Source organism: Kribbella sp. NPDC049584 (assembly GCF_040675555.1).
GTDB lineage: Bacteria > Actinomycetota > Actinomycetes > Propionibacteriales > Kribbellaceae > Kribbella.
Genome location: NZ_JBFAPF010000006.1, coordinates 239,223 through 262,521 on the forward strand (window position 1 = coordinate 239,223; position 23,299 = coordinate 262,521).

At 67.3% G+C, this 23,299-nt stretch carries 29 protein-coding genes; 18 read left to right on the forward strand and 11 right to left on the reverse strand.

Translation table 11 applies throughout. The features are described 5' to 3' along the window. Positions 1-77 precede the first annotated feature (77 nt). The 4 genes from AB0J62_RS22460 to AB0J62_RS22475 all read left to right on the forward strand — a co-directional run bounded on the left by AB0J62_RS22460 (position 78) and on the right by AB0J62_RS22475 (position 3,774). Entirely contained in the window at positions 78-458 is a 381-nt protein-coding gene (locus tag AB0J62_RS22460; RefSeq protein ID WP_363874201.1) for a nuclear transport factor 2 family protein, read from the forward strand. Positions 459-539: 81 nt separating this feature from the next. Continuing rightward, positions 540-1,358, forward strand: a complete 819-nt coding sequence (locus AB0J62_RS22465) for an LLM class flavin-dependent oxidoreductase (RefSeq protein WP_363874204.1) — start codon at positions 540-542, stop codon at positions 1,356-1,358. Between the two features lie 182 nt (positions 1,359-1,540). After that, complete coding sequence (locus tag AB0J62_RS22470) at positions 1,541-3,124, forward strand: FAD-dependent oxidoreductase (RefSeq protein WP_363874208.1); 1,584 nt, start codon at positions 1,541-1,543, stop codon at positions 3,122-3,124. Next, positions 3,121-3,774: a Rid family hydrolase gene (locus AB0J62_RS22475; RefSeq protein WP_363874211.1), complete on the forward strand. Its 654-nt coding sequence runs from the start codon at positions 3,121-3,123 to the stop codon at positions 3,772-3,774. Before AB0J62_RS22470 ends, AB0J62_RS22475 begins: the two co-directional genes overlap by 4 nt. 17 nt (positions 3,775-3,791) lie before the next feature. Here the strand turns inward: AB0J62_RS22475 and AB0J62_RS22480 are convergent, their stop codons facing one another. Both AB0J62_RS22480 and AB0J62_RS22485 read right to left on the reverse strand, forming a co-directional pair. Next, a complete protein-coding gene (locus AB0J62_RS22480) occupies positions 3,792-4,295 on the reverse strand; it encodes a GNAT family N-acetyltransferase (RefSeq protein WP_363874214.1) in 504 nt (167 codons plus the stop codon). Between the two features lie 21 nt (positions 4,296-4,316). Then, complete coding sequence (locus AB0J62_RS22485; protein WP_363874217.1) at positions 4,317-4,730, reverse strand: helix-turn-helix domain-containing protein; 414 nt, start codon at positions 4,728-4,730, stop codon at positions 4,317-4,319. Between the two features lie 62 nt (positions 4,731-4,792). On the opposite strand from AB0J62_RS22485, the gene AB0J62_RS22490 reads away from it, so the two are divergent. Together AB0J62_RS22490 and AB0J62_RS22495 are read left to right on the forward strand one after the other, a co-directional pair. Beyond that, positions 4,793-6,178 (forward strand): MFS transporter, encoded by a 1,386-nt coding sequence (locus tag AB0J62_RS22490; protein WP_363874220.1) that lies wholly within the window; start codon positions 4,793-4,795, stop codon positions 6,176-6,178. A 104-nt stretch (positions 6,179-6,282) separates the two neighbouring features. Next, a complete protein-coding gene (locus AB0J62_RS22495; protein WP_363874223.1) occupies positions 6,283-7,173 on the forward strand; it encodes an aminoglycoside phosphotransferase family protein in 891 nt (296 codons plus the stop codon). A 19-nt stretch (positions 7,174-7,192) separates the two neighbouring features. Here the strand turns inward: AB0J62_RS22495 and AB0J62_RS22500 are convergent, their stop codons facing one another. Continuing rightward, a complete protein-coding gene (locus AB0J62_RS22500; RefSeq protein ID WP_134103076.1) occupies positions 7,193-7,480 on the reverse strand; it encodes a hypothetical protein in 288 nt (95 codons plus the stop codon). 183 nt (positions 7,481-7,663) lie between these two features. On the opposite strand from AB0J62_RS22500, the gene AB0J62_RS22505 reads away from it, so the two are divergent. The 3 genes from AB0J62_RS22505 to AB0J62_RS22515 all read left to right on the forward strand — a co-directional run bounded on the left by AB0J62_RS22505 (position 7,664) and on the right by AB0J62_RS22515 (position 8,952). Then, positions 7,664-8,383 carry a GAF and ANTAR domain-containing protein gene (locus AB0J62_RS22505; protein ID WP_363874227.1) on the forward strand — a complete coding sequence of 240 codons (720 nt, stop codon included), beginning with the start codon at positions 7,664-7,666 and terminating at the stop codon, positions 8,381-8,383. Positions 8,384-8,442: 59 nt separating this feature from the next. Next, the gene (locus AB0J62_RS22510; protein ID WP_363874230.1) at positions 8,443-8,697 is read left to right on the forward strand and encodes a hypothetical protein; all 255 of its coding nucleotides are present in this window, start codon (positions 8,443-8,445) and stop codon (positions 8,695-8,697) included. A 111-nt stretch (positions 8,698-8,808) separates the two neighbouring features. Beyond that, positions 8,809-8,952 (forward strand): GPGG-motif small membrane protein, encoded by a 144-nt coding sequence (locus tag AB0J62_RS22515; protein WP_166679398.1) that lies wholly within the window; start codon positions 8,809-8,811, stop codon positions 8,950-8,952. Positions 8,953-8,978: 26 nt separating this feature from the next. On the opposite strand, the gene AB0J62_RS22520 is transcribed toward AB0J62_RS22515, so the two are convergent. The 3 genes from AB0J62_RS22520 to AB0J62_RS22530 form a co-directional block, all read right to left on the reverse strand. Further along, positions 8,979-9,416, reverse strand: coding sequence for an SRPBCC domain-containing protein (locus AB0J62_RS22520; RefSeq protein WP_363874235.1), 438 nt, complete (start codon positions 9,414-9,416; stop codon positions 8,979-8,981). Positions 9,417-9,477: 61 nt separating this feature from the next. Next, entirely contained in the window at positions 9,478-10,359 is an 882-nt protein-coding gene (locus AB0J62_RS22525) for an ANTAR domain-containing protein (RefSeq protein ID WP_363874238.1), read from the reverse strand. 77 nt (positions 10,360-10,436) lie between these two features. Beyond that, positions 10,437-10,883 (reverse strand): Hsp20/alpha crystallin family protein, encoded by a 447-nt coding sequence (locus tag AB0J62_RS22530; protein ID WP_363874241.1) that lies wholly within the window; start codon positions 10,881-10,883, stop codon positions 10,437-10,439. 126 nt (positions 10,884-11,009) lie between these two features. On the opposite strand from AB0J62_RS22530, the gene AB0J62_RS22535 reads away from it, so the two are divergent. After that, positions 11,010-11,735 (forward strand): hypothetical protein, encoded by a 726-nt coding sequence (locus AB0J62_RS22535; protein ID WP_363874244.1) that lies wholly within the window; start codon positions 11,010-11,012, stop codon positions 11,733-11,735. A gap of 11 nt (positions 11,736-11,746) precedes the next feature. Here the strand turns inward: AB0J62_RS22535 and AB0J62_RS22540 are convergent, their stop codons facing one another. Beyond that, a complete protein-coding gene (locus tag AB0J62_RS22540) occupies positions 11,747-12,664 on the reverse strand; it encodes an alpha/beta hydrolase (protein ID WP_363874247.1) in 918 nt (305 codons plus the stop codon). 210 nt (positions 12,665-12,874) lie between these two features. Between AB0J62_RS22540 and AB0J62_RS22545 the strand changes: the two genes are divergently transcribed. After that, the gene (locus AB0J62_RS22545; protein ID WP_363874250.1) at positions 12,875-13,396 is read left to right on the forward strand and encodes a type 1 glutamine amidotransferase domain-containing protein; all 522 of its coding nucleotides are present in this window, start codon (positions 12,875-12,877) and stop codon (positions 13,394-13,396) included. A gap of 7 nt (positions 13,397-13,403) precedes the next feature. Next, entirely contained in the window at positions 13,404-13,760 is a 357-nt protein-coding gene (locus AB0J62_RS22550; RefSeq protein WP_363874253.1) for an ester cyclase, read from the forward strand. A 190-nt stretch (positions 13,761-13,950) separates the two neighbouring features. On the opposite strand, the gene AB0J62_RS22555 is transcribed toward AB0J62_RS22550, so the two are convergent. Together AB0J62_RS22555 and AB0J62_RS22560 are read right to left on the reverse strand one after the other, a co-directional pair. Next, complete coding sequence (locus AB0J62_RS22555; protein ID WP_363874256.1) at positions 13,951-15,249, reverse strand: NAD(P)/FAD-dependent oxidoreductase; 1,299 nt, start codon at positions 15,247-15,249, stop codon at positions 13,951-13,953. 29 nt (positions 15,250-15,278) lie between these two features. Further along, on the reverse strand, positions 15,279-16,127 hold the full coding sequence (locus AB0J62_RS22560) for a GNAT family N-acetyltransferase (protein WP_363874259.1): 849 nt from the start codon (positions 16,125-16,127) through the stop codon (positions 15,279-15,281). Positions 16,128-16,181: 54 nt separating this feature from the next. Here AB0J62_RS22560 and AB0J62_RS22565 point away from each other — a divergent pair, with 54 nt between their 5' ends. The 4 genes from AB0J62_RS22565 to AB0J62_RS22580 all read left to right on the forward strand — a co-directional run bounded on the left by AB0J62_RS22565 (position 16,182) and on the right by AB0J62_RS22580 (position 19,450). Further along, complete coding sequence (locus AB0J62_RS22565) at positions 16,182-17,855, forward strand: alpha-amylase family protein (RefSeq protein ID WP_363874262.1); 1,674 nt, start codon at positions 16,182-16,184, stop codon at positions 17,853-17,855. 80 nt (positions 17,856-17,935) lie between these two features. Continuing rightward, positions 17,936-18,487, forward strand: a complete 552-nt coding sequence (locus tag AB0J62_RS22570; protein ID WP_363874265.1) for a CGNR zinc finger domain-containing protein — start codon at positions 17,936-17,938, stop codon at positions 18,485-18,487. Continuing rightward, positions 18,484-19,194, forward strand: coding sequence for an AzlC family ABC transporter permease (locus AB0J62_RS22575; RefSeq protein WP_363874268.1), 711 nt, complete (start codon positions 18,484-18,486; stop codon positions 19,192-19,194). The genes AB0J62_RS22570 and AB0J62_RS22575 overlap by 4 nt, the downstream gene beginning before the upstream one ends. Beyond that, on the forward strand, positions 19,154-19,450 hold the full coding sequence (locus AB0J62_RS22580; RefSeq protein WP_363874271.1) for an AzlD domain-containing protein: 297 nt from the start codon (positions 19,154-19,156) through the stop codon (positions 19,448-19,450). The genes AB0J62_RS22575 and AB0J62_RS22580 overlap by 41 nt, the downstream gene beginning before the upstream one ends. Here the strand turns inward: AB0J62_RS22580 and AB0J62_RS22585 are convergent. Continuing rightward, entirely contained in the window at positions 19,447-19,956 is a 510-nt protein-coding gene (locus AB0J62_RS22585; protein WP_363874274.1) for a MarR family transcriptional regulator, read from the reverse strand. The two genes, AB0J62_RS22580 and AB0J62_RS22585, sit on opposite strands and share 4 nt — an antisense overlap. Before the next feature lie 111 nt (positions 19,957-20,067). Between AB0J62_RS22585 and AB0J62_RS22590 the strand changes: the two genes are divergently transcribed. Next, entirely contained in the window at positions 20,068-21,006 is a 939-nt protein-coding gene (locus AB0J62_RS22590; RefSeq protein WP_363874277.1) for an NADP-dependent oxidoreductase, read from the forward strand. 2 nt (positions 21,007-21,008) lie between these two features. On the opposite strand, the gene AB0J62_RS22595 is transcribed toward AB0J62_RS22590, so the two are convergent. Beyond that, the gene (locus AB0J62_RS22595) at positions 21,009-21,998 is read right to left on the reverse strand and encodes an acetylxylan esterase (RefSeq protein WP_363874280.1); all 990 of its coding nucleotides are present in this window, start codon (positions 21,996-21,998) and stop codon (positions 21,009-21,011) included. A gap of 226 nt (positions 21,999-22,224) precedes the next feature. Between AB0J62_RS22595 and AB0J62_RS22600 the strand changes: the two genes are divergently transcribed. Beyond that, on the forward strand, positions 22,225-23,250 hold the full coding sequence (locus AB0J62_RS22600; protein ID WP_363874283.1) for a LacI family DNA-binding transcriptional regulator: 1,026 nt from the start codon (positions 22,225-22,227) through the stop codon (positions 23,248-23,250). The last annotated feature ends 49 nt before the right edge of the window (positions 23,251-23,299 follow it).

Sequence of the window (23,299 nt, forward strand, 5' to 3'; positions counted from 1 at the left end):
CGCGCCCGGAGCGCAGGAATAGTTCTAGCGGCGGGGCGTCGTTGACCGGGTGCTTGCGGCGCGTTTAGATGCGGTCTGTGACGGACGCGGATGATGTTCTTGCTGCGGCGGTCGGCCGTGCCGAGGCGATGGCAAGTCATGATGAGCACAGCCTCCGAGAGCTTCTGCATCCCAGCTTCTGCTGGGTGTCGCACAAGGGTGACTGGTTCGATCTCGAGTCCTATCTCGACTCGAACCGGGGCGGCTCGAACAAGTGGTACGGGCAGGTGCTGCACGATCCCGACGTACGCGTAGTAGGTGACACGGCTGTCCTGAGGTGCGTCGTCACCGATCGGGTGGACGTCGGCACTGGTCAGCCCGAGACCTTCAGGATGCCTATGACGCAGACCTGGGTGCGTGAGTCTGATCGATGGCTGTGCCTTGCCGGCCATGCGGGTCCTCGGCTGGCTGGCGACTGAACTCCAACCGGGTTGTCGGATTGGGGGTGGCGGGTTCGTGGAGACAGCAAGCGGACCTAACAGACTCGAAGGAGAACCACGATGAACGACCAGGCCGGGCGAGCAACCAGACCATTCCGATTCGGGGTCGTCGCGCCGATCCTTTCTGACCTGCCGACGTGGCGAGACCGCGTACGCCGTATCGCCGACAGCGGGTACTCGACGTTGCTGATGCCCGACGTGCCTACATGGCAACCAGCACTTGCCCCCACGCTGGCAACCGCGGCCGCGCTCGCCGACCTGCGAGTCGGCTCGTGGGTCTATGCCGCCGCACTGCGCGAATCACGGGGTACGGCGTGGGAGGCCCACTCGCTCTCAGTGCTCACCGAGGGCCGCTTCGAGATGGGCATCGGCGCCGGCCGACCCGGGATAGAGGTAGAACTGGGACTCCCTGCCGTCTCCCTGGCTGAGCGTCGCGCCAGGATGCGCGAGACCGTGGCCGCCCTGCGTGAGTTCGACGGCCCCGAGCTGCACACGCCGGTCGTCATGGCGGTGAGCGGACCGAAGTCGGAAGCCCTGGCGCTGGAAGTCGCCGACGCTGTCACATTCGTACTCCCCGCGGACGACGATCGGGCCGAAACCACGAAGCGGGTACGCGAGTTCGCCGGCCGCCGCGACATCGAGCTGGCCCAGCACGTCGCCGCCGTCGGCGACGGTGCCGCTCCGTTCATGGCGGCTCCCAACCTCGACACCGCGGCCCTTCGCGCGGCCGACTCGCTCATCATCCTCCCGAGCGACCCCGCAGCAGCCGCCGAAGAAATCCAACGCCGCCGCGAAGAGATCGGCTTCTCGTACTTCGTCATCGGCGCCAACTTCGCCGACACCCTCGCCCCAGCCGTAGCCAAACTAGCCGGCCACTAGCCGACGCAGGGGTCGGCGCCGCGCGGCGGGGAGCCGGGTCTGACATGTTCGTTAAGTGGAAACATACCTGTTGGTACGAGCGTTAACTCGTTACGCTCCTGACATGCTGTGACAACACCGTCTCCTTAGCTTTCTGGTCAGCAAACTCAAATGCCCAGTGAGTTGCCCAGTGAGGAGAAGGTATGGCGCAGACCAGACGTCAGTTCCTGCAGCAGGTCGGGATCACCGGTGGGGCGGGGGTTCTGTACTCTACGATGTCGGCGCTCGGCCTCACGAGTGTCGCCGAGACTCCCGCGTACGCCGCTCCGACGCGGGCCGACCTGACCGGCCGCGGCGCCAAGCACGTCGTCGTCCTCGGCGCGGGGATCGCGGGGCTGACTTCGGCGTACGAGCTCCTGAAGGCGGGTTACAAGGTCACCCTGATCGAGGCGCGCAATCGTCCCGGCGGCCGCAACTGGACCGTCCGGGGCGGAACCGTGGAGACCGATCTGGCCGGCAACACCCAGCGCGCGACGTTCTCGCCCGGTCAGTACATGAACGCGGGGCCGGCGCGGCTGCCGCAGCACCACGTGACGCTCGAGTACTGCCGCGAGCTCGGCGTCGCGATCGAGCCGTTCGTCAACCAGAACGCCGACGCGTACCTGTACCGCGAGGGCTCAACAGCCCTGTCGAACAAGGCGATCCGGCATCGCACCGCCAAGGCGGACGTCTACGGCTACGTCGCCGAGTTGCTCGCCACTGCCACCGACCAGGGGGCGCTCGACGGGCGGCTGACGGCGGCCGACAAAGAGGCGCTGATCGGATTCCTCGGCAGCTTCGGCTCGATCGGGAACAAGGCGGCCGGTTTCGCCTACACCGGGACCGACGGTCGCCGCGGTTACACGGTCGAGCCGGGCGCCGGGTTGGAGGGCGGTACGACGGCCCCGCCGTACGCGCTGAGCGACGTGTTCGCCAGCGGCGTCGGGAACTACTTCTCGTTCGAGTTCGGCTGGGACCAGGCGATGATGATGTTCCAGCCGGTCGGCGGCATGGACCGGATCCCGTACGCGTTCGAGCGCGCGATCGGCAAGGACAAGATCCGGTACGGCGCTGAGGTGACCGGGTTGAAGAACACCGGTTCCGGCGTCGAGGTCACGTACAAGGACGGGACGCGGACCCGGATGATCACCGCGGACTACGCGATCTGCACCCTGCCGCCGCACCTGGCCGCGAAGGTCCCGTCCAACCTGCCCGCGCCGATCATCGAGGCCCTCAAGTACGCACGGCCGACGAACGCCGGCAAGATCGGCATCGAGTACGGCCGGCGCTGGTGGGAGGAAGACCACAAGATCTACGGCGGCATCACCAACAGCAGTCTCGACACGGTCAACACCTGGTACCCGTCGTACAACTTCCACGGCGAGCGCGGGACCGTGATCGGCTACTACAACACCGGCGCGAACGCGAACGCGTACGGCGCTCTGACGCCGGCGGCGCGACTGGAGCGCGCGCTGATGCAAGGCGCCAAGATGCACGGTGACGTGTACACCAAGGACGTGAAGGCGGCGTTCTCGGTGAACTGGCTGGGCACCAAGTACTCCGAGGCGTCCTGGGTCAGCTGGCCGTCCCAGACCGACGGGATCTACGCCCGGCTGCTCGATGCCACCGGCAACATTTACTTCGCGGGGGACCATTTGTCCCACGTCATCGCCTGGCAGCACGGCGCGATCACGTCGGCGCGGGCGACGGTGACCGCGCTGCACGACCGGGTGGTGGCGAGCCGATGAGAACGCGCCTGCTCGTTGGGGCTGTGGCCCTGGTGGTGTCGTTCACGGCGGGTGCCGGCGCTGCAGCTGGATGGTGGGACAAGCCCAGGCCGCCGAAGCCCGGGACCGTCGTACCGGCGTTGCCTGCCGGTCAGGCGAACCCGATGATCGCGACCGGCGTAGGCATCGGGGCGAACACGCCGGTCTACAAGACGAGCGGGATCGGGCCGTCGGCTCTCAACGCCGGCGCTCCGGCCGGATCCGAGGCGTCGTACATCGACGCCGCGATCTTTCCCGGCGGGGCGTTGCCGGCGGGGGTGACGATCACCGAGGCGCAGGGCATCAACGTGCTCCGGCGTATCGGGGAGAATCTCGCGGCTGTTGGACTGTCCTACGCCGACGTCTACACGATGCGGGTCTTCCTGCAGAACCCCGCCGGTGCCGCGACGGCCGACTTCGCCGGCTGGAACCGCGCGTACCGGCAGTACTTCGCGAACACGGATCTCACCACCGGCGCCTACGTCCCGGTCCCGCTCGGCACGGCGCCACCCGCCAAGCCGTTCGTGATCAACAAGTCGCGACCGTCCCGCTTCGCACTGGAGATCGAGAACCTCCCGGTCTCCGGCTGGCTCGTCGAGGTGGAGGTCGACGCGGCCTACCCGCAACGCTGAGCGGTGAGGAGCTGGATTTAAAGGAGCGTTGCGATGTTTGGCCAGGAGTAGAAGACCTCGTCGGGTGTCACCTCACCCGCGAGGACTCCGCCGAGGGAGGTGTAGAAGCGGCGGGCCTTGTCGTTGAGGGCCAGGACCCGGATCGCCAGCGAGCCGAATCCGTCGGCGGACAGACCGGTTGCCGCCGTACGCAGCAGGGCGCGACCGTCGCCGCGGCCCTGGTGGTCCGGATGGACTGCGAGGATGTAGATCTCGGCGTCGTGGCCGAGCTCCTGGGCCGCAGGGCCGCCCATGATCAGACCGATGATCGTTGCGTCCGGTAGTTCGGAGACGAAGGTGTGGTGTGGCCGAGGCCGTTCAGTCGCCTCGCCGAGAAGATCCCGGCGCCAGTTGGCGGCGGATTGCTCACGGGTGACGTCGAAGTCCTCGAACTCGGCGAACGCGGCACACGTCACCTCGGCCATGCCGTCGGCATCTGAGGGGCGGGCGTACCGGATACCGCAGTACCTGTCGACACCCATCTAGTCGTCGCCACACATATCTCAGGACGCGTCGAGTGTGTCGTAGCGGGCTCGGGCTGTGGCGATTTCTGCTTGATGGGTTTCCGTCCAGGTGACGAGGGACTGGATCGTCGCGTGCAGGGTGACGCCGAGGGGAGTGAGTTCGTAGTCGACACGTGGTGGCACGACGGGATGCACGGTGCGGCTGACCAGTCCGTCGCGTTCCAGTTGGCGAAGCGTGACGGTGAGCATGCGCTGGCTGATGCCGTCGATGGTCTTCTTCAGCTCGGTGAACCGCATGCACCGGTTGTCCAGCAGCGCGATCACCAACAGCGACCATTTGTCGCCGATCCGATCGAGGATCTGCCGGACGTCGCAGTCCTCCCGCGTGTCCCACTGGAACGCGTCCTCGGTGCAGCAGGAGTGACTCGGTTCCTTTGAAGTGCCTTCTTCCACAACTCCCGATGGTTCCAGATGATGGGGTCAGTTACAAGAGGTAACCATGAAAGGGAGTTCCTGTGTCATCAACCGTCACCCCGCAGCGGCTGACCGGCCGCGCCTGGGCCGTGCTGTTCGTCCTCTGCGGCGCGATCTTCCTCGAAGGCATCGATGTCTCGATGATGGGCGTCGCCCTGCCGTCGATCCGGGCCGAGCTCGGGCTGGCCACCGGCGAACTGCAGTGGATCGTCAGCGCATACGCGCTCAGCTACGGCGGCTTCGTGCTCCTCGGCGGGCGGGCTGCGGACCTACTCGGCCGGCGCAGGATGTTCGTCACGTGGCTGGTCGTATTCCTGCTGTTCAGCGGCCTCGGCGGGTTCGCCACCGAAGGTTGGGTGCTGATCCTGGCCCGCTTCGTCACCGGTATCGCGGCCGCCTTCATGACCCCGGCCGGCTTGTCGATCATCACCACGACGTACGCCGAAGGTCCGCAGCGCAACAAGGCCCTCCTGGTGTACGCCGGAACCGCGGCCGGTGGGTTCTCGTTGGGGATGGTCACCGGCGGGCTGCTCAGCGCGATCGACTGGCGCTGGGTCTTCTTCGCGCCGGTGATCGTCTCGGCAGTGATCCTGGTCGGGGCGATCGCGCTGATCCCGCGGGACAACGCAGTAAAGGAGCGCGGTGGCTTCGACCTGGCCGGTGCGCTCACGCTGACCGGATCGATGTTGTTGCTGGTGGCAACAGTCGTCCGCGCGCCCGACGTACCGCCGACGCAGACGACGGCGACCGCGGCGATCGGCCTCGTACTGCTGGCAGCTTTCGCGGTGATCGAGCAGCGGGTATCCACGCCGTTGATCAGGCTCGGGCTGTTGCGGAACACCGCGCTCGTGCGGGCGAATCTCGGTGCGATTCTGCTGGTCGGGTCATTCGTCGGATTCCAGTTCATCGCGGTGCTGTACTTGCAGGAACTGCGCGGCTGGTCCGAGGTGGAGACCGGCCTTGCGTTGATGGTGATCGGTATCGACGCAGTGCTCGCCCCGACACTCACGCCATGGCTGGTGAATCGGTTCGGCAACGGGCGGGTGGTGCTCGGCGGATTCGTGCTCGCGGCTCTCGCCTACACCGCGTTCTTGCCGCTGGGGCAGAGTTTCGCGGCGATGCTGCCGGCGTTCCTGCTGCTCGGGCTGGCGTTCGCCCTCACCTACGGGCCGTTGACGATCGCGGCCACCGAGCGGGTAGCCGAGGACGAGCAAGGGCTGGCGAGCGGCGTACTGACGACATCGTTCCAATTCGGCTCCGCCCTCGGCCTGGCGGTAGTGGCCGCAGTTCTGGCCGCGTCCGGCGAACTCACCACGAACGCATTCCGCACCGGCCTCGCGGTGCCACTAACGGCCGCCGTACTCGGAATTCTGGTAGCTGGAACCGCGCGGCATCGAAGGCACCAGACGTCTGCCGAACTGCAGTAACGCCCGCAGGCGGGGTGAATCTCGGTTGATCTGAGTGCTGTCCTGTGAATACTGGCTGTCGTCTCGGTTGAGGTTGTTGGAGCGAAAGGGTCGCCGGAGTGGACATGCACGATGATCAGGTCGAGGTGACCACTGGGATCGTTGCGGCCTTGGTTCGGGAGCAGTTTCCGGAGTGGAGGGGTGAGGCGATCCGACGGGTGGCGTCGACTGGGACGGTCAACGCGATCTTCCGGATCGGGGACGGGCTCTCCGCGCGTTTTCCACTGCGGCTGGTCGATGCCGACGAGGCGCTGGCGGTTCTGGAGCGGGAAGCTGAGGCGAGCGCGGAGCTGGCGCAGGTGTCTCGGTTTCCGGTCCCGGAACCCGTCGCGTTGGGAAAACCTGGAGCGGGGTATCCCATGCCGTGGTCCGTCCAGACCTGGTTGCCGGGAACGGTCGCCTCTGACGCCGACCCGAGCGGGTCGGACGCCTTTGCCGAGGACCTCGCGGCGTTCATCGCGGACCTGCGGAACGCCGACACGCGGGGGCGGCTGTTCAGCGGTGACAACCGTGGCGGTGTGCTCGCTCAGCACGACGAATGGATGGCGAAGTGCTTCGAGCAGAGTGCGGGGCTGCTCGACGTACCTCGGCTACGCCACTTGTGGAGCCAGTTTCGGGAGCTGGCGCGCACGGGTGCCGACGTGATGAGCCATGGTGACCTGATTCCCGGCAACGTACTGGTCGTGGGGGACCGGCTCAGCGGCGTACTCGACACCGGAGGCTTCGGGCCGGCCGACCCCGCGCTGGACCTCGTCAGTGCCTGGCACCTGTTGCAGTCAGGTCCGCGCGAAGTACTCCGGTGGGCGCTGGCCTGTGACGAGCTCGAGTGGGAGCGCGGCAAGGCGTGGGCGTTCGAACAGGCGATGGGCGTTGTCTGGTACTACGCCGAGACCAATCCGTCGATGAGCAGGATGGGGCGCCGGACGCTCGATCGCATTCTCGGGTCGATGGAGTGATGTCGCCCGGATCCCTGAATCAGTGCAGAGGCATCGGGCACAGGGGTTCGGTGGCCACGTCGGCCAGGTCGTAGGCGATCAGGGGACATCTCCGGCAGTAGAGCAGTCCGTCGCGCGGATCGGTGAACAACTCGTGACCGTGCGGCCGGTTGGTGGCCGGGCATCGGGTTCGGTACGGGTCGTGCCGGTCCGCGAAATGAGCACCGCACCGGACACAGATCCAGCCCGCGGGGACGAGCCCTGTGGTCATCACCCGCTGCGCGTCAGCCACCCAATGGCCGTTGATCTCCGTGAAGAACCCGGTCACGCCTCGTCTCCGAACGATGGCAAACAACGTCCAGAGTGCCCAGACGAGCCAATCTCAATCTACCTGAGAACGCGGACAGCAGGGTTGGCGCTTGGATACCAGGGACCGTGGCGGTGTACGAACTGCGCGTTTTTGGCGGCAGCAGGGTTTCAGGGCAGATTGTTTCAGGGCAGATTAAGGCGCATGGAACTCGGTGACCCAGCAGAGGCACTCCCGGCGCCCGGCCCGGATCGGGACGGGACCGCCGACAGGTTTGCGCGGCTCGCGGTGGAGCTGCATGCCTCCGCTGGTGTCGAGGAGACGGTCCAGGCCGTGGTCGAATTCGCGCTGCAGGCGTTGAACTGTTCGTACGCCGGTGTCGCGCTGGCCACTCGCGCCGGGCCGGAGGTTCCCGCGGTGACGGACCCCGTGGTGGGGGAGATCTATCGGTGGCAGATGGCCGACCAGGCAGGTCCGTTGACTGCGAGCATGCGGGATCACACCACGATCCTCGTGCGTGACACCGAATCGGACGACCGGTGGCCGGACTGGTCGGCGAAGGTGCTGTCGTTGGGGGTGCGGAGCGTTCTCGACGTACCTCTGACCACCGCGAGCGGCACGGTCGGCGTCCTGGGGCTGTACAGCGCGGCGCCGGATGCATTCGATGCCGATGACGAGGCCATAGCGCACATCTTGGCGCGGCACGCTTCCGTGGCGGTGGCGACCGCACGCAAGGAGGCGACGCTGGCCCGCGCGGTCGACGCCCGCAAGCTGGTCGGGCAGGCGATGGGCATCCTGATGGAGCGGTACGGCGTCGACGGCGACCGCGCCTTCGCGATCCTGAAACGCTACTCCCAGGACACCAACACGAAACTCCGCGACGTCGCCCAGCAACTCATCGACACCCGCCGGCTACCGAGGTAATACCGGTGCGGTGCCGCGGTTGTTTGGCGTCAATCGGCCCGGGAACCAGAAAAATCATGATGAGCACAGCGATTCGCCTGCTGACGGTAGCGGCGGTGACGCTCGGCTCGGCCGCGTCGCCGTCTCCGCAACCCTCTGGTGCGAGAGATGCCAGCCCCCACGACTACCAAGGCGCATGGCTGGTGGTGATCGCGGTCGTGGTCGTCGCCGTGATCGTCGGCGCGGGCACGTTCTACCTGCAGCGCACCCGCCGCATCGATCTCTCCCCGGACTCGAACGACGAGCAGTCGCGCGATCAGCACCATCACACCTGAGCTGAGTCAGCTGCCGCAAGACAGTTTGAGCGGGTTTCCCGGCGGGCACCGGGCCAGGTCAGAACGGGGATTCGGTCTGCCGGGACACCGGCCAGAGATTTGGGAGTGACCATGAGTCTCATTCTGTGGATCATCGCGGCGATCCTCGTGATCGCCGGGATCTTCTCGCTGTTCCGCGGCCAGCTGATCTGGGGCATCGCCCTGATCGTGATCGGACTGCTCGTCGGCCCTGGTGGCGTCAGCATCTTCACCTGATCCGGCCCTCCGCCGCGCGCCCGTAGTCATCCTGCGGACTCGGGCCGGCGGGGGACCGGCGTGACTGGAGTCCGTCCGTCGACCGCCTGCTCGAGGCGGTCGAGGGCGGTTCTCCAGAACGTGTCGTAGTAGTCGAGCCGGCTGTGGTGGATGCCGCCCTGGGTCAGGATCAGGTGGGAACCGCGCCGGGCCGGCACGACGTCCACCAGGACCGTGGCCGGGCGATGTGGCGGGTCGTCGAAGGCCGCCTGGAAATAGTGCGGCGGCTCGCAGGTCGTCACGATGCCGGTCTGCTGTGTCTGCGGACCGGTCGTCACCAGGAAACCGCCGTACTGCGTGCTGCTCAGGAGCGTCGCTCCGAGCCACCCGCTCAGCAGTTCCGGTTTGGTGATGAGGTCCCACAGGCGATCCGCGCCACAATTCAACGTTCTGACATACCTGAGTTGCGGCGCCCGCCTTGTCACTTCTGCATATGTAGTACGCCCCATACCCGACCAGTGCCCACCATCGCCGGTGGTAGTCGTGTTACGGGTGGGGGCACGGGCGAGCCGGCGGCCGGCTGCTGTCGATCAGTCGCCGTGCGACGTCGCCCGGCTCCGCGTTCGTCTCCTGCGCATAGCGGTTGAGCACAGACAGAGCCTGGTCGGCGTCGAGACTGTTGCGTTCCATCAGGATGCCGACCGCTTGGCCGACCAGACGTCGCCCGTCGGCCTGCTCCCACAGGTCATGTTCGCGCTGCGCGCTGGCGAGCGCTATCGACGCGTGCCGGGCCAGGATGTGCGCGATGGCCTCCTCGGGCGGTCCGAACGCTTCCGGTTCGGTGCTGTAGAGACAGAGCATGCCGACCGCTCCAGCCCTGGTCCGCAGGGGTACTTCGAGCACGCTGCGGACACCGAGCCCGCCGACCTCCTCGGTCCAATCCGGCCAGGGCTGTGGGCGCGCAGCCGGATCGGCGACGGGAGACAGCTCGTCGGAACCATCGACGGTGTGCAGCGCGACGCCGGCATAGTCGCAGGCCAGGACCTTGAGCGCGAAGTCGACCACGGCGCGGATGGTCCCTTCGACACCCTCGGCTTCGTGCAGCTCCAGCGCCAGCTGCGCGAAGCCTTCCGCCGTACCGGCCAGATCCGCGGCAGTCTGGGGATCTGCGAGGTGAGTCAGTTGGTGCCGGTTGTCGTACCTGCGGCGGGCGAGCGGATCACGGAGTACGGCGTAGGCCGCGAGGATGCGGCGGAAGACGTCAGGATCGACCGGCTCGGTATCCGCATCCGGCGGTCGGGTGTCGGGATGCAACCGGCGGGCAAGGACGCGGAAGGCGTGCTCGATCCGGGCGTCGTCGGCGTCACACTCCACGCCAAGGACGGCATACAAGTCGTCGGTGATCGGAGTTGCTCGGTTGTCGTCCATGGCTGATCTCGAGTCTCGGAGCCGGTGCAGCGCCCGGCGATGCGGCAGCCTGCCGTATCGCCGGGCGCAGCTGCGGGTCAGGCGTTGATCTGTTTGTGCTGATCCGCCGTGCCGATCGCGATCTTGCGCGGCTTCGCCTTCTCGGCGATCGGGATCCGCAGGGTCAGGACGCCGGCCTCGTAGTCGGCCTTGATCCCGTCGGCGTCGAGAGTGTCGCCGAGGAACAGTTGCCGCGAGAACACCCCGAGCGGCCGCTCGGCGACCTGCATCTCGACGTTGTCGCCGCCCACGTCCGGCGGCCGCCGTTCGGCCTTCACGGTGAGCACGTTGCGCTCGACATCGAGCTCGATCGCCTCCGTGGCCACGCCGGGCAGATCGAAAGCTACGACGTACTCATCGCCGACGCGGTACGCGTCCAGCGGCATCGGGGTCGGCCGCGACCAGGTCCCCGGCGTACCGGGTGAACCCAGTAATTGCTGGGTGAGCCGGTCCAGCTCCCGGAACGGGTCAGTGCGCATCAACATCGCTTCACACCTCCTGTTGGACATCAACTGTGGTGTCAACACGCACCTCTGATATAGCATGTCATCCATTCGATGACAAGCAGCATCGTCAACGGATTGGCGACATGAAGGGGATGTTGGATCGCGATGCATCAGAGCAACGACGAGGTGCCGCTCGGACGGACCGGCGCGCTGCGAGGATTCGGGGATCTCTACGACCTCTACACGTCCGAGCTGGACGAGTCCGGGCAGGACCGCCTGCTGGCTGCCCTCGCGAAACTGCACGAGATCCGCGCCTACCTCGACCGATGGGAGCCGGCGTTGATCACCGCCGCGAGAGAGCGTGGGGTGACCTGGGCACAGATCGCACCGGCGCTCGGGCTGGCGAGCAGGCAGGCGGCCGAACGCCGTTACCTGCGGCTGAATCCGCACGCCGTCGACGCTCCCGGCTCCACCCGGGAGTTGCGCGTCGAGGCCACGCGCAATCAGCGCTCGGCCGACCGAGCGGTCGCGGACTGGGCCCGGGGACACGCGGCCGAGCTCCGGCAACTCGCCGGCCAGCTGACCGCTCTCGACTCGACAGCCACCGGACGGTCCGCACGCGGTAATCGCTCCAAGGCCCGTTCCTCGGCCGTCTCGTCGTCGCGGACCGCGAACGAGTCCGGGCTGGATCGTCTCCGTGCCGCACTTGCCGGTGACGACGTCGCCGACCTCGTCGACCCGCTGACGAGTCTCGATGACTCAGTCCACGCCCGGCTGCGAGCGAATCGTCCGGAGCTCGCCGACCAGGTGGTCGCCCTCGAGCGGACCACCGCCCAGATCCGCGACGACGACCTCACCCGCCGCAACTCTCCAGGAGAAACCACGACCTGACCGCGGGTGGCTCAGGGACGCCGTTGCGTCCGGGGGCTGGCTGTCGCGGTTCGCAAGAATCGTGTCAGCGATTCCACAGTGACGTCGGGAGCTTCTTCGGGAATGAAGTGGCCGGCCTGGACGGCGGCTCCGCTGACGTCGGTGGCCCAGGATCGCCAGATCTCCAACGGGTCGTACCAGGAGTCGACGGCGCCGGTCGAGCTCCACAGGACGAGGACCGGCATGCTGAGCCGACGACCTCGGTCATGTTCGTCGTGCTCGATGTCGTCGGTGGCCGCGGCGCGGTACTGCTCGCAGATTGCGTGCACGCGGCTGGGCTCGTGGAACTGTTCGCGGTAGCTCTGCCGGACCTTGGGATCGAAGGCGTTGGGGATGTCGGACCACGTGTCCAGGAGGTGGTCCACGAAGGCATCGGGGTCGCCTGCGATAAGTCGTTCAGGGACAGGTCTCGGCGCTGCCAGGAACGACCAGACCCAATACCCGAGGGCGAAGTTGCGATCGGCTCGGGCATAGGCGTCCGCGGTGGGGATGACGTCCATAACGGCCAGCGCGTTGATCGTGTCCGGGTGGTCCAGCGCCATACGGAAGGCGCAGCGTGCCCCGCGGTCGTGCCCGACCACGCTGAACTCCGCGAACCCCTGTTCGCGCATGGCCGAAACCTGGTCGACGGCAAGGCTCCGCATCGAGTGGTCGTGGAGCCCCGCCTCAGCGCCCTCAGCGCCGGGAAAACCGGATGCGCCGTAGCCGCGGAGGTCCGTGGCTACCACGGTGAACTCGCCGGCCAGGCGCGGCGCGACGGATCGCCACATCAGATGTGTTTGCGGCATCCCGTGTAGTAACAGCACCGCCGGGCCGGTTCCAGCACGCACCCCGAAAACACGGCCGCCGGCTGTCTCGATCGTGAACTCGTCGAAGTCGTCGAACACCACGTCGCCTCCACGCGGTGGAAGAGGCCGCGACTGGCTCGGTGGAACGTGGCTCCCGGCACGTATCTCCACGGTACCTCGTCGCGCGATCCCAACCATCGCGCCGAATCTCCCATGCCGATGCACCCCAGGGCTCAGTCCGCATGCGCCCGAGTCGTCCCGGGTACCGACCAGAAGTCATCACTCGAATCGCGTGAACCTGAGGAGGAATCGATGGGCAGGATTGCATTTCTGGTGGCCGCTGAAGGCATCGAGCGGGTCGAATTGACCGAGCCGTGGAAGGCGGTCGAGGAGGCCGGCCATGAACCTGTGCTGGTGAGTCCGGACAGTGGCGAGGTACAGACGTTCAACCACCTGACCGCGGCCGAGAAGCTGCCCGTCGACGAGGTCGTCGCAGACGCCTCGGTGGACGAGTTCGCCGCATTGGTCCTGCCGGGCGGGGTCGCGAATCCGGACGCGTTGCGGACCGACGCCAAGGCGGTTGCCTTCGTCAAGGATTTCGTTGCCTCCGGCAAGCCGGTGGCCGCGATCTGCCATGCACCGTGGACGTTGATCGAGGCCGGCGTCGTTCGTGGACGGACGCTGACGTCCTGGCCCAGCCTGCAGACCGACCTGCGCAATGCCGGCGCCGACTGGGTGGACCAGGAAGTCGCAACCGATGACAACCTGATCACCAGCCGGAACCCGGACGACCTGCCGGCCTTCTCGCAAGCCCTCCTGAAGGCGCTCGGCTGACCGTGTCATGAAGCGTGGAGAACTGGACGAGTTCTACCGCAGTTATCTGCGGCGGTGTAACGAGCATCGGTTCGACGAGTTGGGCGAGTTCGTCGACGGATCGGTCGAGGTGAATGGTGTCCCGCATGATCTGCAGCGATACGCCGGAGGCCTGCAAAGCGTCGTACAGGAGTATCCGGACTTCCACTGGGAGCTGCAGCATCTTCTGATTGACGGTGACTGGCTCAGCGCACACCTGATCGACACCTACACCACCTCCGCCGGCCGGACCGCCAGCCTGCAGGAACTGGCGATGTACTGCGTGGCGGACGGCAGGATCGTCCAGGTGTGGGGTGACTTGGAGCACAACCGCCTGGCACGGTAGGCGACCGGCTCAGCTGTTTGATTGCGACTGTCCTCGGTGGGTACCGAAAAGGCATGGTGCCGGGTTGATGCCCCCGAGTCACCCGGCGCCGCGGCCTCTGTGTTCAGACCAGCAGCACCGAGGTCGACCGGTTGCAGCCGGGAGTCGAGGGGTGTGGGCCAAGGCCCGCACCCCTCGCCGGTTTGCCGAGTTAGCGGTGCAGCCGTTCCGGTGCTGCTGTTTCAAGGGGTACGTCGTCGGCCGGGATAACGCCGAGTTGCGTCGTCTGGCGCCCCAGGACGGCGTCGAACAACCAGTCGGTGGCCGTGCGGACGCGGTTCCCGGGCATCGACAGCAGGTGGTAACCGCGGGTGACGACCTTCGCGGGCAGGCCGGCCAATGGCACGTGGAGTGGATCGGCGGCTGCTTGGGTGCCGCCGAGATCGACGAGGAAGCCCAGGTCCTCATGCCGGTAGGGCTGCTGGGTGCCGGTTCCGAAGCTCGCCGCGATGTTGGCGGCAGCCCGTTTGCCTTGACGCTCGGCATGCTGTGCCGTCATCGGCGTCACTTCGCCGGGCCGGGTGAGATCCGGTACGGCGGCCGCGTCGCCGCAGGCGAAGACCTCCGGACGACCGGGCACCCGGAGGTATTCGTCGACGACCAGGCGGCCCTTGTCGGTCTTCAGGCCCAGCCCTTCCACCAGCGGATCGGGCCGCACTCCGACACACCAGATCAGTGACTGTGTCGGGACGAAGGTCTTGTCGGTGAGTCGTACGCCGTCGCGCGTGGCCTCCTCGACCGAGAGGCCCATCCGGACCTCGACGCCGCGCTCCCGCAGTACTTTGTCGGCCGTGCGCGAAAGGCGTTCGTCGAGTTCCGGCAGGACCCGGTCGGCGACGTCGAGGAGCAGCCACCGGATGTGCTGATCACGGAGCCTGGGATGGCGCTTCCGCAGCAGTTCCGTATAGAGGACGCCGTGGGCGGCGACTTCTGTGCCGGTGTATCCGGCTCCGACGACCACGAAAGTGCACAGGGTGTCGCGGACCGTCTGGTCGTCGGTCGCGTCGGCAAGCTCGAGCTGTTCGGTGAGGTGGTCGCGGAGGAAGATCGCTTCGGGGATCCCGCGGAAACCGTGTGCACACTCGGCGATTCCCGGAATCGGCAGGAGCTTGTTGACGCTGCCGGCCGCGATGAGCAGCCGGTCGTACGACAACTCGCCGCGCCCGCCGGACGGTTCGGCGTACCGCACTGTCCGGGTGTCGAGGTCGAGACCGTCGACCTCACCGAGGATCAGCCGTACGCCGGGCAGAGCGTCGGCGAGCGCCACGGTCACTCGGCGAGGTTCGATGATCCCGGTCGCCACCTCCGGCAGGAGCGGGACGTAGAGGAAGTAGTCGGTGGGGTTCACCAGGACGATCTCGGCGCGGTTCCTGGCGATTTTCCGCAGTCGGCGTGCGGCGTGGAAGCCGGCGAACCCGGCACCCACGATGACGATCCTGGGCCTGTTCATGGGCCACCAGTACCAGCGCCGCTACCTCATCAAACAGGCTTCACCAGGACGGCCCGGGTGTAGAGGAGGTCGAAGCCGCTGCGTTGGGCGTTCTGCTGGGACTTCGATGCCGGTTGGGTGGTGATGACACCGACGTCGCAGCCTGCGGCGGCGGCGTCGGACAGGCGGGTGAAGAGGAGAGCGGACTGGATGCCTCGGCGTCGATGGGCGGGGAGTGTGGCGGCGCCGGCGAACTGGGCGACACCCTCGGTTGTCCGGAGTCCGGCCCCGCCGGCGATTTCACCGTTCAGTACGGCGATGTAGCGCGTGATGTCGGCTGCCGCGGCGTCGCGTTCGGCCTCGATGTAGGTGTCGCGGGGGAACTCCTCGCGCCACGCAACGCCCTGGGTGTCCGGTACGGCGACCGCGTCGGCCATCAGGTTCAGCCAGAGGTCGAGCTCGTCGTCACCGCTCGGGCGGATCTCGATTCCGTCGGGCAGCGTGACGTCGTACTTGTCGGCGATGGCGATCCCGAGCACGTTCTCGAACGACTCCAGCCGGTATCCACGCCGGCTGAGGACGATCCCGATCTCGGGGTCGGCGAGATGCGGTAGCTCGACCTGCACGGGTGCGCCCACGGCGGCGTACGCGTGCTCGATCTCGTCCAGTGCGTCGTCGGCCGGTACGCCGTCGAAGCCGATCCCGACAACCTTGTTGAACGGCGAGTCGTCGTCGGCGAAGCTCGCGAGTCCGCCTGCCAGCGGGATCACGAACCCCCGGCCGTCGTCGAGGCGACGGTGGGCGGCGAGCGCGGTGGCTCCGATGAGTTCGGTTTCGGCTCGCTCGATCCGCTGTGCCAGGTCGGCGTCGCAGAACAACGGTGTCCGTTCGGTCGTCATGCCTCTCTGTGTCGCCGAGGCCGCCAGACGTTACGCGATGGGCACGGGGAAGGTATGCGACTGACTGAGACGGCGGATGTGTGGTGGAAGAACGCAGTGGTCTACTGCCTCGATGTCGAGACCTTCTTCGACACCAACGGTGACGGATCGGGGGATCTACCTGGGGTCGCCCAGCGGATCGATCATCTGGCCGATCTGGGGGTGACGTGTGTGTGGCTGATGCCGTTCTATCCGAGTCCGGACCGCGACGACGGCTACGACATCACCGACTTCTACGGTGTCGATCCGCAACTGGGTACGCACGGTGATCTCGTCGAGCTCATCACCCTGGCTCAGGATCGCGGGATCCGGGTGATCGCGGACCTGGTCGTCAACCACACCTCGAACGCGCACCCCTGGTTCCAGAGCGCCCGCGCCTCGCGGCAATCGCCGTACCGCGATTGGTACGTCTGGCAGGACGAGCCGCCGGCGAACCAGCACGAGGGCATCGTCTTCCCGGACAAGGAGACAAGCCTGTGGCAGTACGACGAGGAAGCGGGCCAGTACTACCTGCACCGTTTCTACAAGTACCAGCCGGATCTCGACATCGCGAACGCCGAGGTGCGCGAGGAGATCGAGCGGGTGATCGGCTTCTGGTCGCAGCTCGGGCTGTCCGGTTTCCGCGTGGACGCCGTACCGTTCCTGCTCGACACGTCCGGCGCCGAGGACGCCGGCAACCTGCCGGATCCGCACGACTACCTGCGCGATCTGCGCGCGTTCCTGGACCGTCGCTACGGGCGGTCGATGCTGCTCGGCGAGGTCAATCTGCCGTACTCCGAGACGCGCCGCTTCTTCGGTGACGAGGACGGCGACGAGCTGACGATGTGCTTCGACTTCATCGGCATGCAGCGGCTCTACCTGTCCCTGGCGCGCAATGATCCGGCCGAGTTGGTGAGGGCGCTGCGGCAACGCCCGCCGGCCGCCGAGGAGGGTCAGTGGGCGACGTTCGTCCGCAACCACGACGAGCTGACGCTGGACAAGCTGTCCGACGACGAGCGCCAGGAGGTGTTCGACGCGTTCGGACCGGAAAAGGACATGCAGCTCTACGGTCGCGGCCTGCGCCGGCGCCTGCCGCCGATGCTGGGCAACGACCAGGCGCGGCTGAAGATGGTCTACAGCCTGCTGTTCTCCCTGCCCGGTACGCCGGTGCTGTTCTACGGCGAGGAGATCGGAATGGGCGAGAACCTCGCCATCGAGGGCCGGGGCGCCGTCCGTACGCCGATGCAGTGGACCTCCGGCCCGAACGGCGGCTTCTCGACGGCTGACCCGTCTCAGCTCAGGGCGCCGGTCACCGAAGGTGAGTTCGGTCCCGAGCACGTCAATGTGGCCGCCCAGCGCCGCGACCCGGACTCCCTGCTCAACTGGATGAAACTGCTCATCCGGCGTTATCGGGAGTGCCCGGAGCTGTCGTGGGGAGAGTGCACGATTCTCGAGCACAACGCCCCGGCCGTCTTCGCGCACCGATCGGAGTACGAGGGCGGCGCCGTCGTCGCTGCTCACAACTTCGCGGCCGAGGCGACCGAGGTGAAGCTCGCCGTCGCCGGTTCGGGCGTCGGACTGCGCGCCGTCGATCTGTTGCGTGACGAGTCCACTGACCTGGCCGCGGACGGCACGCTGTCGCTGCAGCTCGAGTCCTACGGCGCCCGCTGGCTCCGCATCGTCGGTCCACAAGACCGCTACCTGATCTGACCTCCGGTTGCCTGACCCGCCACGACTCTAATGGGCAAAAGTCATATTGCCTGTTAGAGTCGAGGTGGAGGTGGTTCGCGATGGAGTATCGGCCGGAGTTGATCGGTGGGCATCTCGGGCTCGACCTCGTGAATACCGTTGCCTGGCGTCTCGATCCCGCGCGGACCGTCGATCGCTTCGCGGAGTTGCCGAATGTGCAGCGCTGGTTGGTTGCCGCCGGCGTGAGCTCGGACGAAGCCGTGACGACGCAGCTGCGCGACGACCTGGTCGCCGCACGGGACGTTGCGTACGACGTACTGGCGCCCCTCGCGGTCGGACGACAGCCGACCCGCGCCGCGATCGACGCGTTGCACGGGCTCATCGCCGACGTCGTCCGGTCGGCCTCGGTCGAGGTGGATCCGTTCGGATGGCGAGCCGATGATCCGGCCGGCGCCGTCCGGCTGGCGGTCTGGCGGCTGTTCGAGGACGAGGACCTCGGCCGCCTGCGTCAGTGCGGAGACGAGGGCTGCGGCTGGCTGTTCCTGGACCGCAGCAAGAACGGCTCGCGCCGGTGGTGCAGCTCGGCCGACTGCGGCAACCGGGCTCGTGCTCGACGCCACTACGAGCGGGCCCGGGGCGGGAGGACGGCATGACGTCGTCCGATCGGCAGTCGTTCGTCCGCGGACTCCGACTCGGCGTCGGACCGGCGCTCGCGACCGGAGTACTTGCGCTCAATTTCGGGGCCGAAGCACGGGCCCGCGGATGGGGGAGCGTGGAGACGGTGGCGTTCTCCGCGTTCGCGTTCAGCGGATCGGCGCAGTTCACGTTGCTGAGTTCGTTGTCCGGGGCAACCGTCCTGGCTGCGATCGTCGCGGCGATGGCGATCAACGTGCGGTACATGGTGATGAGCGTCGCGATCGCGCCGAGCCTGCGTGGTGGCCGGTTCGCCCGGGTGCTGCAGGCACAGGCGATCGTCGACGCGTCGTTCGTCGCCGCACACGAGCAGGACGACCGGTACGACGTCTGGCGGCTGATCGGAGTCAGCGTCCCGCAATGGGTCTGCTGGACCGCGGGCACGGCCGCCGGCGTACTGGCTGCTCCCTCGCCGGAGCTGATGCACAAGCTCGGTCTCGACGTGGCGTTCCCGGCGTTCTTCATCATCTTGCTGATCGACGAAGTACGGCGCTCTCGCCGCGCGATGCTGGCCTGTGGGCTCGGCGCCGTCATCTCCGCCGGGCTGTTGTACGTCACCGGGCCCAGCTACGCCTTGCTCGGCGCCGCTGCGGCCACCCTGATCGGATTGCGACGAAGGAGGCCCGATGAAGCTGTGGCTGTCGATACTGGCCGTCAGCGCCGCTAACTGGTTGATGAAGGCTGCAGGCCCGCTGATCTTAGGGAAGCGGGACCTCCCGCCGGCCCTGGTCGATATCACCCGACTGACCGCCCCGGCGCTGCTCGCCGGACTGCTTGTCACCGATCTCGGCCGCGACCTCGACTGGACCGAGCTGATCGGGGTGGCCGTTGCCGGCGTCCTGAATCTGTTGAGGCTGCCGATCCTGCTGTCCGTCGCCGCCGGCGTCGCCGCCACCGCCCTGACCCGCCTCGCGTCGGCCTAGCTTCCAGCTGCTTTCCTACGCCGCCGCGGCTCCGCCGACCGCGGCGGGGTCTGCCGCATGTGATCTCGCGCGCGGCCGAGGATGTCGGCGAGCGTCTCGATATCGGAGCGCGACAGCGGGGCGAACAGCAGGTCGCCGAGGATTGCGACGTGGCCGGGGAAGACCCCAGCCAGCACCGCACGTCCCTCCTCGGTGATGGTGACCGTGATGCTGCGTTCGTCATCAGAGGACGGTGTCCGGGTCACGAGGCCGCGCTTTTCGAGCGTCTGGGCCTGGTAGGTCAGCCCGCTGCGGCTGTAGACGACGCCGTCGGCCAGATCGGTCATCCGCCGGCTGCCGGTCGGGGAGTCGCCGAGGGTGGCCAGGAGTTGGAACTGCACGTAGCTGAGGTCCCCGGCCTCGCGTAACTGCTGCTCGACGGCGTGCTTCAGCAGGCTGCTCGCCTCGATGAGGGCGAAGTACGCGCCGAGTTGCGCGGCATCCAGAGACGACGGCGACGAGGTCATGAGCGGACTCTATCAGTGCTTCTAACTCGAAGCACTTGCTACCAATTCGAAGCAGTGCTACGGTCATTTCAGTTGCTTCGAATCCGAAGCATATGGCGAAGGGAAGAGACGATGAAGGCAGTACGGTTCCACGCACCGGGTGGCCCGGAGGTTCTGCGCTACGAGGACGCCGAGCTACCGACCCCCGGCGCAGGCCAGGTGCGCATCCAGGTCGCCGGGTCGGCGTACAACCCGGCCGACGGCGGTCTGCGCGGCGGATTCCTGCCGATTCCGGTGACGCTGCCACACATTCCGGGCTACGACGTCTCCGGCACGATCGACGCGCTCGGCGACGGGGTGGACGGTCTCACCGTGGGGGAGAGTGTCGTCGGGTTCATCCCGATGGACGCTGACGGCTCGGCGGCGCAGTACGTCGTCGCCCCGGCGGACGCGCTGGTGAAGGCGCCGACGAGCATCCCGCTGGCCGATGCCGCCGGGCTTCCGTCGGTCGGACTCACCGCCTCGCAGGCGCTCTTCGAGGCCGGTGAGCTGAAGGCCGGCCAGCGGCTTCTGATCAACGGCGCCGGAGGCCCGGTCGGCGGGTACGCCGTACAGCTGGCCAAGCGTGCAGGTGCGTACGTCATCGCCACCGCGAGCCCGCGCAGCAGCGAGATCGTCAGGGCGGCCGGTGCGGACGAGATCATCGACCACACGGCCACCACTGTGCTCGATGCGGTCACCGAGCCAGTCGATGTGCTGCTCAACCTGGCCCCGATCACCCCCGACGGATTCACTGCTCTGGCCGCCCGGGTCCGTGACGGCGGCGTGGTCGTCTCTACGACTCCGACCGTGCCGACGCCCGGGGACGAGCAGCGAAACGTCCGCGCGGCCACGATCTTCCTCCACCCGGACGCAGACGTGCTCTCGGATCTCGTCGCCCTTGTCGACAGCGGAGACCTCCACGTCGAGATCGCCCGGCGCGTGCCGTTGAGCGAGCTGCCCGCGATCCATCAGCAGGCCGACGCGGGAGAGATCCACGGCAAGGTCGTGGCTGTCCCGCCCGGCGTCTGACGCTACGCAAACACGTCCGCGAACCAGTCGAGTTGGACGTCCAGCTGGTAGGCGCCGCCGCCCTCGTGCTCGTTGTGACTGTAGATCTTGATGTCTTTCGCGGTCCCGGCGTAGGCGTTGTAGGCGGCGAAGACGGTCGAGGGTGGGCAGTTCGGATCCATCAGGGCGACCGAGAACAGCGCTGGTGCTGTGGCAAGGCTGCCCAGGTTGACGCCGTCGAAGTAGCTCAGGGTCCGGTAGGCGGCTTCGACGTGGTCCCGGAAACCTCGCAGGTACTCGGTGATCTCGGCGTACGGCGGCTCGTCGGTGAGCTGCACACCCCGCTCGAAGTGACACAGGAACGGTACGTCGGGTGCACAGCCGAGCAACCGGATCCCGGCCAACCCGGCCAGGCCGGCCGCGGCGATGGCGATACCGCCACCCTGGCTCCCGCCCGTGACGATGAGCTTGTCCGGATCCACGAGCGGGGACGTCCGGACCGCGTCCAGCGCCCGCACGGCATCGACGAAGACCCGGCGGTAGTAGTAGGTCTCCGGGTCGGTGATGCCCGCGGTCATGAACCCCGGGCTGTGGTTGAGACCGGCGTACGCACTGTTGTCCGGGGTCACGTCGGGGCCGCCGCTGTCGTAGCTCTGACCGCGGTTGTCCATCTGGAAGAGGGCGTAGCCGGCTTGGGCCCACAGGGTGTTGCTGTGCGGGAAACCGCGGCCGCCGGAGTAGCCGAAGTACTGGACCACGGTCGGCAACGGGCCGGTGGCGCCGGCCGGTACGTGCAGCCAGCCCTTGACCGGCGCACCGCCGAAGCCGGAGAACGTGACGTCGTACGTGTCGATCACAGCGAGCTTGTTGTCGATCGCCGTGAACGTCGCGGACAGGTCGTGCGTGCGCGCCTCATCGATCGAGCGGCGCCAGAAGTCGACGAAGTCGTCGGGTCTGGCGACCTCGGGCCGGTACTCGCGGAGCTCGTCGAGGGGAAGATCGAACATCGCCATGGGCAACCAATCTGAACCGTGGGCCACTTCATAGGCTACTGCGACCTTGCCGGCGGGCACGTCGAAATCCGTCTGCTCAAAGGAGAATATCCCTTACCTACAAGGGTTTCTGCTCACCGCGTGGGCAACCAGACACTCGTGGTGGAAGGGGCTCGTTCGGTTCGCGCCGTCGCCATCCGCAGCTCCGCTGTACCTCGAAACTGCGCCGGGTCCCTACTATTTCTTCATGGCGAGAGCGAGCGAGGGCGTCGGACGAGCTCCGAGCATGACCGATGTGGCGGCCGCGGCCGGCGTCTCGCATCAGACCGTGTCTCGCGTGCTGAACGGATCGGAGCTGGTCCGCGCCGACACGCGCGCCCGCGTGGAAGCGGCGATCGCCGAGCTGGGCTACCGGCGTAACAACGCGGCCCGGCTGCTGGTGACGAACAGGTCGCGCCGCATCGGGATGATCTCGGCGCACCTCGTCCTGCACGGCCCCAGCATGATCGCGGTATCGGTTCAGGACGCCGGCCACAAGGCGGGGTACGACGTCTCGCTCGTCGCGGTCGAGGACTTCTCGACGCAGTCGCTCCGGGAGGCGGTCGGCCGTCTGCTCGACGAAGCTGTTGAAGCGATCGTCGTGGCCGTTGCGCATCGGGAGGCGCTCGAGCAGGTCAGGTCGCTTGACGCGGCGGTCCCCATCGTCGTCGTGCAAGGCGTGAGCGCAGGACAGCCGATGGCGGTAGGGATCGACCAAGAGGCTGGTGCCCGGCTGGCGGTGGAGCATCTGCTCGACCTCGGTCACCGGCACGTTGCCCATGTCACCGGACCGCTCGAGTGGGTCGAGGCCGGTCAGCGTCGCGCGGGCTGGCAGCGTGCACACGAGGAACGTCATGTCCTGCCCGGGCCGGAGCTCGCCGGCGACTGGTCGCCGCAGAGCGGGTACGAAGCGGGTCTGCGGATCGCCGAGGATCCGGACGTGACGGCCGTCTTCGCGGCCAACGACGGTATGGCGATCGGGCTCATGTACGCCTTGCACGCGAAGGGCCGCGACGTGCCCGGCGCGATCAGCGTCGTCGGATTCGACAACGTGCCCGAGGCGCCCTACCTCTGGCCGGCTCTCACGACCGTCGACCAGGAGTTCTCGCTGCTCGGCCGGCGTGCGGTCGAGCTGACCCTGCAGGCGCTGGCCGGGGATCTCGATCCGTCGACCCAGCTGATCCGTCCGGCGCTGGTCGTCCGCGACTCGACGGCCGTACCGCGCCCCAGTTAGCGCTAACAGCCATCGTCGATGTCACAGTTGCCAGCCTTGACAGCACAGA